Source organism: Pseudomonas sp. TE3552 (genome assembly GCF_056278945.1).
Genome location: NZ_JBWBQJ010000001.1, coordinates 4,525,984 through 4,537,500, shown reverse-complemented (window position 1 = coordinate 4,537,500; position 11,517 = coordinate 4,525,984). Strand labels below are relative to the sequence as shown.

At 58.8% G+C, this 11,517-nt stretch carries 3 protein-coding genes and 2 rRNA genes (1 of these 5 only partly in view); all 5 read left to right on the top strand.

Annotation, left to right across the window (positions count from 1 at the left end; genetic code table 11):
• Positions 1-1,778, top strand: a 23S ribosomal RNA gene (locus ACZ9BB_RS20560); it begins 1,114 nt to the left of the window's first position.
• Between the two features lie 160 nt (positions 1,779-1,938).
• Positions 1,939-2,054: ribosomal RNA gene (rrf, locus tag ACZ9BB_RS20555) — 5S ribosomal RNA — on the top strand.
• Between the two features lie 156 nt (positions 2,055-2,210).
• Positions 2,211-5,660: an exodeoxyribonuclease V subunit gamma gene (gene recC / locus ACZ9BB_RS20550; RefSeq protein ID WP_476215744.1), complete on the top strand. Its 3,450-nt coding sequence runs from the start codon at positions 2,211-2,213 to the stop codon at positions 5,658-5,660.
• Positions 5,660-9,349: an exodeoxyribonuclease V subunit beta gene (gene recB, locus ACZ9BB_RS20545; protein ID WP_476215742.1), complete on the top strand. Its 3,690-nt coding sequence runs from the start codon at positions 5,660-5,662 to the stop codon at positions 9,347-9,349. The genes recC and recB overlap by 1 nt, the downstream gene beginning before the upstream one ends.
• Positions 9,346-11,454: an exodeoxyribonuclease V subunit alpha gene (gene recD / locus ACZ9BB_RS20540; RefSeq protein WP_476215741.1), complete on the top strand. Its 2,109-nt coding sequence runs from the start codon at positions 9,346-9,348 to the stop codon at positions 11,452-11,454. The genes recB and recD overlap by 4 nt, the downstream gene beginning before the upstream one ends.
• The last annotated feature ends 63 nt before the right edge of the window (positions 11,455-11,517 follow it).

The window sequence follows — 11,517 nt, the reverse complement described above, 5'->3', positions numbered from 1 at the left end:
GGAAGATGTAACGGGGCTCAAACCATACACCGAAGCTACGGGTATCACTTAGGTGATGCGGTAGAGGAGCGTTCTGTAAGCCTGTGAAGGTGAGTTGAGAAGCTTGCTGGAGGTATCAGAAGTGCGAATGCTGACATGAGTAACGACAATGGGTGTGAAAAACACCCACGCCGAAAGACCAAGGTTTCCTGCGCAACGTTAATCGACGCAGGGTTAGTCGGTCCCTAAGGCGAGGCTGAAAAGCGTAGTCGATGGAAAACAGGTTAATATTCCTGTACTTCTGGTTATTGCGATGGAGGGACGGAGAAGGCTAGGCCAGCTTGGCGTTGGTTGTCCAAGTTTAAGGTGGTAGGCTGGAATCTTAGGTAAATCCGGGATTCTAAGGCCGAGAGCTGATGACGAGTGTTCTTTTAGAACACGAAGTGGTTGATGCCATGCTTCCAAGAAAAGCTTCTAAGCTTCAGGTAACCAGGAACCGTACCCCAAACCGACACAGGTGGTTGGGTAGAGAATACCAAGGCGCTTGAGAGAACTCGGGTGAAGGAACTAGGCAAAATGGCACCGTAACTTCGGGAGAAGGTGCGCCGGTGAGGGTGAAGGACTTGCTCCGTAAGCCCACGCCGGTCGAAGATACCAGGCCGCTGCGACTGTTTATTAAAAACACAGCACTCTGCAAACACGAAAGTGGACGTATAGGGTGTGACGCCTGCCCGGTGCCGGAAGGTTAATTGATGGGGTTAGCTAACGCGAAGCTCTTGATCGAAGCCCCGGTAAACGGCGGCCGTAACTATAACGGTCCTAAGGTAGCGAAATTCCTTGTCGGGTAAGTTCCGACCTGCACGAATGGCGTAACGATGGCGGCGCTGTCTCCACCCGAGACTCAGTGAAATTGAAATCGCTGTGAAGATGCAGTGTATCCGCGGCTAGACGGAAAGACCCCGTGAACCTTTACTATAGCTTTGCACTGGACTTTGAATTTGCTTGTGTAGGATAGGTGGGAGGCTTTGAAGCGTGGACGCCAGTTCGCGTGGAGCCATCCTTGAAATACCACCCTGGCAACTTTGAGGTTCTAACTCAGGTCCGTTATCCGGATCGAGGACAGTGTATGGTGGGTAGTTTGACTGGGGCGGTCTCCTCCTAAAGAGTAACGGAGGAGTACGAAGGTGCGCTCAGACCGGTCGGAAATCGGTCGTAGAGTATAAAGGCAAAAGCGCGCTTGACTGCGAGACAGACACGTCGAGCAGGTACGAAAGTAGGTCTTAGTGATCCGGTGGTTCTGTATGGAAGGGCCATCGCTCAACGGATAAAAGGTACTCCGGGGATAACAGGCTGATACCGCCCAAGAGTTCATATCGACGGCGGTGTTTGGCACCTCGATGTCGGCTCATCACATCCTGGGGCTGAAGCCGGTCCCAAGGGTATGGCTGTTCGCCATTTAAAGTGGTACGCGAGCTGGGTTTAGAACGTCGTGAGACAGTTCGGTCCCTATCTGCCGTGGACGTTTGAGATTTGAGAGGGGCTGCTCCTAGTACGAGAGGACCGGAGTGGACGAACCTCTGGTGTTCCGGTTGTCACGCCAGTGGCATTGCCGGGTAGCTATGTTCGGAATAGATAACCGCTGAAAGCATCTAAGCGGGAAACTAGCCTCAAGATGAGATCTCACTGGGACCTTGAGTCCCCTGAAGGGCCGTCGAAGACTACGACGTTGATAGGTTGGGTGTGTAAGCGCTGTGAGGCGTTGAGCTAACCAATACTAATTGCCCGTGAGGCTTGACCATATAACACCCAAGCAATTTGTATGCTTCGAGCTGAAGAGCGAAAGGGCACCAGATTGCGGTGTGTGAAGACGCAATGAACCGAAAGTTCGAGAAGCAAACACACAAACTATCGCATACCCAATTTGCTGAAGCGTCGAAAGACGGTTCGGTACCCGAATTTCTTGACGACCATAGAGCATTGGAACCACCTGATCCCATCCCGAACTCAGCAGTGAAACGATGCATCGCCGATGGTAGTGTGGGGTTTCCCCATGTGAGAGTAGGTCATCGTCAAGATTAAATTCCGAAACCCCTATCTGCATCTGCAGGTAGGGGTTTTGTTTTGTCCGCAGGAAAGTTCGTACAGCATCATCGGACCGCTTCCGGCTGTCACAGTCTGCTGACAGTGCTAAGGTTCAGCCCTAGCTTTTGTATTTTCCCAAGGAAGCCTTTATGCCGGACGCTATGTCCCTCAGTGCTGGTTTTATGGTGGTTCACGGTAACCGCCTGGACGAGTTGCGCAGCCTGGTGGTCAGTTGGATGCGGCGCTACCCACTGGCTCCCTTGGAAAATGAAATCGCCTTGGTACAGAGCAATGGCATCGCCCAGTGGCTTAAGCTGGCACTGGCCGAAGATCCCGAAGACGACGACATGGGCGGCTGCGGAATCGCCGCAGCCATCGATGTGCAGTTGCCAGGCAGTTTCATGTGGCAGCTCTATCGCATGGTGCTGGGACGTGACGAAATCCCGGCCAAATCGCTGCTCGATAAAGCGCCGCTGACCTGGCGCCTGATGCGTCTGCTACCACAGTTGATCAACCAGCCGCACTTCGAACCTCTACAACGCTTTCTTACCAATGACACCGACTTACGCAAACGCTATCAATTGGCGGAGCGACTGGCGGATCTGTTTGACCAATACCAGGTTTACCGTGCCGACTGGCTCGAAGACTGGGCAGAAGGCCGTCATCAGTTACGAAATGGCAGGGGCGAAGCCAAAGCCCTGACCCCGGCCAACTGCTGGCAGGCCGAGTTGTGGCGTGCGCTGTTGCTGGATGTCGGTGAACAAGGCATGGCGCAAAGCCGCGCAGGCGTTCACCAACGTTTTATCGAACGCATCAATAGTCTCGACGTAGCGCCCAGTGGTTTGCCTTCGCGAGTTATCGTTTTCGGGATTTCTTCATTGCCCGCCCAAGCCTTGGAAGCACTTGCCGGGCTGGCTCGATTCAGCCAGGTCTTGCTATGCGTACACAACCCATGTCGTCATCATTGGGCGGACATCGTCGCCGATAAAGACCTGTTGCGACATCAGTACAAGCGTCAGTCCCGCAAGCGCGGCATGCCGGTTGTGCTCGACCCGCAAACCCTTCATCAGCATGCCCACCCGCTATTGGCGGCGTGGGGTAAACAGGGGCGGGATTACATCAATCTGCTCGACAGTTACGACGATCCCAACAGCTATCGCTCGGCGTTTCGCGACGGGCGCATCGACCTTTTCAGCGATAGCCAGCCACAGAACATGCTCAACCAGTTACAGGACGACATCCTGGAATTGCGCCCGCTGAACGAGACTCGCGAGCGTTGGCCTGCTGTCGATCTGGATAAGGACGAATCGATCCGTTTTCACATCGCCCATAGTGCTCAGCGCGAAGTAGAGATCCTCCACGATCAGTTGCTCGCCCGATTCAGTGCGGATCCAGACCTGAGACCTCGCGACGTTATCGTGATGGTTCCGGACATCGACAGTTATGCCCCTCACATCCGTGCTGTCTTTGGTCAGCTTGATCGCCACGACCCACGCTTCATTCCCTTCACGCTCGCGGATCAAGGCCAGCGCGGCAGGGATCCGCTACTGATCGCTGTCGAGCATCTGCTCAAGCTGCCCGATAGCCGCTTCCCCGTCAGCGAAATTCTCGATCTGCTGGACGTTCCGGCATTACGCGCTCGGTTTGGCGTAGAGGAACGTGACCTGCCGACCTTGCATCGCTGGATCGAAGGCGCAGGTGTTCGCTGGGGGATGAATGCCGAGCAGCGTGCGGGTCTGGGATTGCCTGAACAACTGGAGCAAAACAGTTGGCGTTTCGGTCTGCGACGGATGCTGCTTGGTTATGCCGTGGGCAGCGCCAGTGCCTGTGAGGGTATTGAACCCTATGACGAGATTGGTGGCCTGGATGCGGCGCTCATAGGTCCTTTGGTCGCACTGCTGGATGCGCTGGAGATTGCTCATCAGGAACTCACCCGACCTGCGCCCCCCAAGCTCTGGGGCACCCGCTTGCAGGCACTGGTGCAGTTGTTCTTCAAGGCCAGTAACGAGCATGACGACTATTTGTTGGCTCAACTCGAAGAGCTGCGTGAGACCTGGCTTGAAACCTGCGAGTCCGTAGGTTTGCAGGACGAGTTACCGCTGACCGTAGTCCGTGAGGCCTGGCTGGCGGGTCTCGACCAAGGTCGCCTGTCTCAGCGTTTCCTCGCCGGGGCAGTCAACTTCTGTACCTTGATGCCGATGCGAGCGATCCCGTTCAAACGGGTCTGTCTGCTGGGTATGAATGATGGCGATTACCCTCGCGCGCAGCCGCCGTTGGACTTCGACCTGATGGGCAGCGACTACCGCCCAGGCGATCGTTCCCGGCGCGAAGATGATCGCTATCTGTTGCTGGAAGCATTGTTGTCGGCACGGGACCAACTCTATATCAGCTGGGTCGGCCGCAGTATCCGGGACAACAGTGAGCGCCCTGCTTCGGTGTTGATAGGGCAGTTACGGGACCATCTCGGCAGCGGCTGGCGACTGTACGATGACAATGATGACCTGCTTGAATCCATGACTCAGGAACACCCGTTGCAACCTTTCAGCGCTCGCTACTTTCACGAGGGCGATGATCTATTCAGTTACGCCAGTGAGTGGCAGGCTCTTCATCAGGCCGGTGATCTGGCGACTGATATCGAAGTGCTTGAACCCTATGTCCAGGACGAACCGCTGAGTCTGGGTCAACTGCAGGATTTTCTGCGCAACCCTGTACGGCATTTTTTCAGTCAGCGGCTCAAAGTGTTCTTCGAGGCTGCCGAAGTGCCTTTGGCAGATGAAGAGCCATTTGTACTCGATGCGTTGCAACGCTACAGCCTCAGTGACAGTTTGCTCGAAGCGGCGCTGGGTCAACTGGATCAAACCGATCAGGCACTGGAGGCGCAGGCAAAGCGTCTGCAAAACAGCGGGCTCTTGCCCATGGCCGGTTTTGGCGAATGTCTTCAGCGAGAGTTGATCGAACCGCTGCCGGATCTGCTGCTGCGCTATCAGCGACTTCTGGCGTTATGGCCGACACCACTCAGCAGCGCGTTGCCGGTAAGTCTGGAGTTGCATGGGCTGCGTCTGGAGGGTTGGCTCAGTGGTCTGCATCAACGTGCAGACGGTGGTCTGCTGTCGGTCACCACGATCCCCAACAGCATCGGCTCGCTCAAGACCCGCAAATGGCATCGTCTGACGCGACCATGGGTCAACCATCTGGTTGCGTGCGCCAATGGTATGGCGATGACCACTGCATTGGTGGCCAGCGACGACAGTTTACTGCTTGGTCCGATGGAGGAGGCGGCGGCATCCCGGATTCTGGGCGACCTGTTGCTGGCCTGGCAAACCGGCATGCGCCAACCGCTGCCGATTGCCGTAAAAACAGCCTTCGCCTGGCTCGCTCAAACCGACCCGGCCAAAGCCGCCGCCGGTGCCCGCAAAGCTTATGAAGGCGACGGCCAGACCACTGATGGCGAGCGCCGCGAAAGCCCGGCACTCGCTCGGCAATTCGCCGATTACGATGCACTGATTGCCGACGAGACCTTCCCTGATTGGTGCGACGCATTGTACCGGCCGCTGCTTGAGGCCCCCTGGCGCTCATTGAGCGGTGAGGAGGCGTGCTGATGACCACGAAAACACCGCTGGCCCTGGCATTCCCCCTGCGTGGTAGCCAACTGATCGAAGCCAGCGCCGGGACCGGCAAGACCTTCACCATTTCCGCGCTGTACTTGCGTCTGGTCCTGGGTCACGGCGGCGAATCGAGTGGGTTTGGCCGTGAGTTGCTGCCGCCGCAAATCCTCGTGGTGACCTTCACCGATGCCGCGACCAAAGAACTGCGCGAACGTATTCGCACACGGCTGGCTGAAGCTGCACGGTTTTTCCGCGATGAGACACCGGCACCGGACAGCCTCATTGCCGAATTGCGCGAGCAGTACCTCCCCGAACAGTGGTCCGGTTGTGCAAACCGCCTGGACATTGCCGCCCAATGGATGGATGAAGCGGCGGTATCGACCATCCACAGTTGGTGCCAGCGCATGCTGCGCGAACATGCGTTCGACAGTGGCAGCCTGTTCACCCAGACCCTGGAAACCGATCACAGCGATTTGCTCGGCGAAGTGCTGCGCGACTACTGGCGTCTGTTCTGCTACCCGATGCAAGGCGATGCGCTGAACTGGGTTCGCGGCAATTGGGGTGGCCCGGCGGCGTTGCTGCCGCGAGTGCGTGGGTTGTTCGCCAGCGAGCGCGACAGCGTCGAAGGTAAAGAGCCTGCCGAGTTGATCACCGAGTGTTTGCAGGAGCGACGGGCCGCTTTGCTCGAGCTCAAAATGCCCTGGCGCCAATGGGCCGATGAGCTGCTCGCGATCTGTCATCAGGGCGTCGCGAGCAAGAGCGTCGATGGTCGCAAGATGCAGGCGCGCTACTTCGAACCCTGGTTTGAAAAGCTCCGGACCTGGGCCGAAGACGAATCTCTGGAGCAACTGGACATTGGCACCGGCTTCAACCGCCTGACTCCCGATGGCATGGCTGAAGCCTGGAAGGGGGAAGCCCCCCGTCACCCCGGTATCGATGCGATGCCCGCTCTCAAGGCCAGTCTCGATGGTTTGCCGACCCCCGATGCCGCCGTGCTACAACACGCCGCGCGCTGGGTCGGAGCACGGTTCGAGGAAGAAAAGCGACGCCGCGCGGAAATGGGCTTCGATGACATGCTGCTGCGCCTCGATGCAGCCTTGCAGTCCGAAGGCGGTGAGCGCCTGGCGACCCTGATCCGCGAACAGTTCCCGGTTGCGCTGATCGACGAGTTCCAGGACACCGACCCGGTGCAATACCGAATCTTCGAGAGCATTTATCGCATCGAAGACAACAGTCCTGAATCCGGTCTGTTTCTGATCGGCGACCCGAAGCAGGCGATCTATGCCTTCCGCGGTGCCGACATCTATACCTACCTGCGCGCCCGCCAGGCCACCACTGGCCGCCTGCATACCCTGGGCACCAACTTCCGTTCCAGTCATGGCATGGTCAGTGCGGTGAACCATGTGTTCGAGCGTGCCGAATCTCGCGGGCAGGGGCGAGGAGCATTCTTGTTCCGTGAGCAGAATGGCGAGAATCCGGTACCGTTTCTGCCCGTCGAATCCCAAGGGCGCAAAGAAGTCCTGCACATTGATGGTCAGGTAGTACCTGCCCTGAACATCTGGCATCTGTCCGCCGATCAGCCACTGTCTGGCGCGCAATATCGACAACAATTGGCCGCCGCCTGCGCCAGTGAAATCACCGCGCTGCTCAATGGCGGTCAGCAGGGTCGTGCGGGTTTCATTCAGGATGGCAAGGATTTCAGAGGCCTGCTGCCGGCGGATATCGCGATTCTGGTGCGCGACGGCAACGAGGCCCAGGCCGTGCGCGGTGAACTTTCCGCCCGCGGTGTGCGCAGTGTTTACCTGTCAGACAAGGACTCAGTGTTCGCCGCGCAGGAGGCCCATGACCTGCTGACCTGGCTCAAGGCGTGTGCCGAGCCGGATGTCGAGCGTCCCCTCCGTGCCGCGCTGGCCTGCATCACACTGAACCTTTCATTGGCTGAACTGGAGCGGCTGAATCAGGATGAACTGGCCTGGGAGGCACGGGTCATGCAGTTCCGCGGTTATCGCGAACTCTGGCGCAAGCAGGGTGTGTTGCCAATGTTGCGGCGCCTGTTGCATGACTTTCAGTTGCCGCAGAAGTTGATCGCGCGCAATGATGGCGAGCGGGTGTTGACCAACCTGCTGCACCTGTCCGAGTTGTTGCAACAGGCCGCCGCCGAACTCGATGGCGAGCAAGCCTTGATCCGTCATTTGTCCGAGCATCTGGCATTGTCCGGTCAGGCCGGCGAAGAGCAGATCCTGCGCCTGGAAAGCGACGAACAACTGGTCAAGGTCGTGACCATCCACAAGTCCAAAGGGCTTGAGTACCCCCTGGTGTTTCTGCCGTTCATTTGTTCGGCAAAACCGGTGGATGGCAGCCGCTTGCCGTTGTATTACCACGACGCTGCGGGCAAGGCTCAGGTGAGCTTGAAGCCGACGACCGAGTTGATCGCCCAGGCCGATGATGAGCGTCTAGCGGAGGACCTTCGTCTGCTCTATGTCGCCCTGACGCGGGCACAACATGCCTGCTGGCTCGGTGTGACGGACCTCAAGCGCGGCAATAACAACGGCTCGGTTCTGCACCTTTGCGCGCTGGGTTATCTGCTGGGCGGTGGTGCACCATTGGCCGAGTCGGCCGGGTTGCAGCGATGGCTGGAGGATTTGCAGCAGAACTGCCCGGCGCTGAACTACGGTGAAATGCCTGAAGCGACTACCGAGCATTATCATCCGCCGCGCAATGAAGCGACCTTGCTTGCTCCGCGGGTGCCCAAGCGCAAGGCCAGCGAAAACTGGTGGATCGCCTCTTACAGCGCCTTGCGCATTGGCGACAGCCTGAGTGTCGGCAACGATGACGCCCCGGAGAGCCCGCAAGCCCAAAAGCTATTCGACGACGAACGTCTCGATCCGCAAGCGCCGCGAGAAGTAATCGCTGGCGGCGCTGATATCCATCGATTCCCTCGAGGCCCGAATCCCGGCACTTTTCTCCATGGATTACTCGAATGGGCCGGTGACGAAGGTTTTTCCGCTGCACCACATACCGTGGAGGATGGCATTGCCCGTCGCTGCAACCGTCGTGGCTGGGAAGGCTGGATCACCACGCTGAGCGACTGGCTGCAGCACTTGCTCAAATCCCCGCTGCACATCGGTGGCGGGCGGGCACCGGTGGTGTTCGGGCAATTGACCCGATACCGGGTCGAGATGGAGTTCTGGTTCGCCAGTCATAAAGTCGATGTGCTCAAACTCGATGAGCTGGTGCGTCAATACACCCATAACGGCGTGGCCCGGGTGGCCGCCGAACCGGTGCTGCTCAATGGCATGTTCAAGGGCTTCATCGACCTGACGTTCGAGCATGACGGTCGCTACTACGTCGCCGACTACAAGTCCAACTGGCTGGGCGTCGATGACGCAGCCTATACCGAGCAGGCCATGGAACAGTCGATTCTCGATAACCGTTATGACCTGCAATACGTTCTGTACCTGCTCGCCCTGCATCGCCAGCTCAAGGCGCGGCTGGTCGATTACGATTACGACCGGCATGTCGGCGGGGCGTTGTACCTGTTCCTTCGCGGTACTCGCGCATCCAGCCAGGGTGTGTACTTTGCCCGCCCGCCACGGGAACTGATTGAGCGTCTGGACCGATTGTTCCAGGGCAAGCCAGAACCCAAGGCCGAACCTGCCTGGGAACAGGGAGTACTGCTATGAGTCGCACCTTCGCCGATTTGCTGCCCACGCCGCTGGCGGCCGAAAGCCTGGCAGATCTGGCCCCGTTGAGTCGCGCGGATGACTTGTTGCTGCTGCTCACGCGCTGGGTCGAGCGCGGCTGGTTGCGGGCGCTGGACAAGGCCTTCGTCGCGTTTCTTCATGAGCTCGCTCCCGAGGATGATCCACTGGTGCTGCTGGCCGCCGCGCTGACCAGTCACCAGTTGGGCCACGGCCATGTCTGCCTGGATCTGTTCGAAACGCTGAAAGAGCCTGATTTCGCGCTGTCGCTGCCACCGGAAGGTGATTTGCAAAGCGCCGCGATGTTACTGCCGTCGCAATTGCTTGAGGCGCTGGACGGCGCCCATTGGTGCAAGGTACTGGCGTCCAGCCGTCTGGTGGCTCTGGCGGTCGATGGGCGTGAGGCCGCGCAGCACCGGCCGTTGGTGCTGTCAGGTAAACGCCTGTACCTGCGCCGTTACTGGGCTTATGAACGACGCATCGACAACGCCTTGCGTCAGCGCCTGGCGGCACACGAAACAACACCGAGTGATTTGCCTCAACGCCTGACGGGGCTGTTTGGTCCAGCCAGGCCTGATGAAATGATCGACTGGCAGAAACTCGCTTGCGCCCTGGCGACCCGTAGCGCCTTCAGCATCGTCACTGGTGGCCCGGGGACCGGTAAAACCACTACGGTCGTGCGCTTGCTCGCATTGCTTCAGGCTCCGGCTGTGGAGGCCGGTAAACCGCTGCGCATTCGCCTCGCTGCACCCACTGGCAAAGCCGCCGCGCGATTGACCGAGTCCATCAGCCAGCAGGTTCAAAGCCTGAAAGTCGCTGAAACAGTGCGTGAGAAGATCCCGTCGGATGTGACCACTGTGCACCGTTTGCTCGGCAGTCGCCCCGGCACCCGGCATTTCCGGCACCACGCCGGCAATCGCTTGCCACTGGATGTATTGGTGGTGGACGAAGCCTCGATGATTGACCTGGAAATGATGGCCAATCTGCTCGATGCCTTGCCGGCCCATGCCCGTCTGGTGTTGCTCGGTGACAAGGATCAACTGGCATCGGTAGAGGCTGGTGCCGTCCTGGGCGATCTGTGTCGTGATGCCGAAGCCGGTTGGTACAGCCCGCAGACCCGCCAGTGGCTGGAGACGGTCAGCGGTGAAAACCTCGATGCCAGCGGTTTGCGCGAAGACACCCACGGAGCGCATCCCCTGGCCCAGCAAGTGGTGATGTTGCGACATTCGCGACGCTTCGGCGAGGGCAGCGGTATTGGTCAGTTGGCCCGTTGGGTCAACCGGCAGCAACCCGAGGACGCCCGCAAGTTACTGGCAGCCAGAAGCCATGACGACGTGTTTTCCCTGCCCCTCAAAGGTGAGCAGGATCGGGCGCTGGAGCGCTTGTTGCTCGAAGGTCATGGCGCAGGGCCGCAAGGTTATCGGCATTATCTGAGTCTTTTGCGCAGCCAGCGGCCACCGCTCGACAGCCCGCTCGACGATCCATGCTGGACCCATTGGGCTCGCGTGGTGCTGCAAGCCTTCGACGCCTTCCAGCTGTTGTGCGCTGTACGTAAAGGGCCTTGGGGTGTCGAAGGCTTGAATCAGCGAGTGACCGACGCGCTGCTCAAGGCTCGGCTGATCGACAGCGACCACCAGTGGTACGAAGGTCGCCCCGTGCTGATGACCCGCAACGACTATGGCTTGGGTTTGATGAACGGCGACATTGGCATCGCGCTCAAGCTGCCGGAACGTGAGGGCCCTGAGGCCGGACGGCATGTGCTGCGTGTGGCATTCCCGCGTAACGATGGTCAGGGCGGTGTGCGCTTTGTCCTGCCAAGCCGGCTCAACGATGTCGATACCGTGTATGCCATGACGGTACACAAATCCCAAGGCTCTGAATTTGCCCATACGGCGTTGATTTTGCCGGACGCCCTGAACCCTGTGCTCACCAAGGAACTGATCTATACCGGGATAACCCGGGCCAAGGACTGGTTCACCCTGATTGAGCCTCGCGCCGACGTATTTGAAGAGGCCGTGCGGCGCAAGGTCAAGCGCTTGAGCGGGTTAATGCTGGAGCTGGAAGAGGGTATCGAGCCGGGTCACTGAAATGGACGGCCCCAGACGATGGGAATCTGTCCGAAGTGGCGTGGTGCGTGGCCTCGCTGGTGT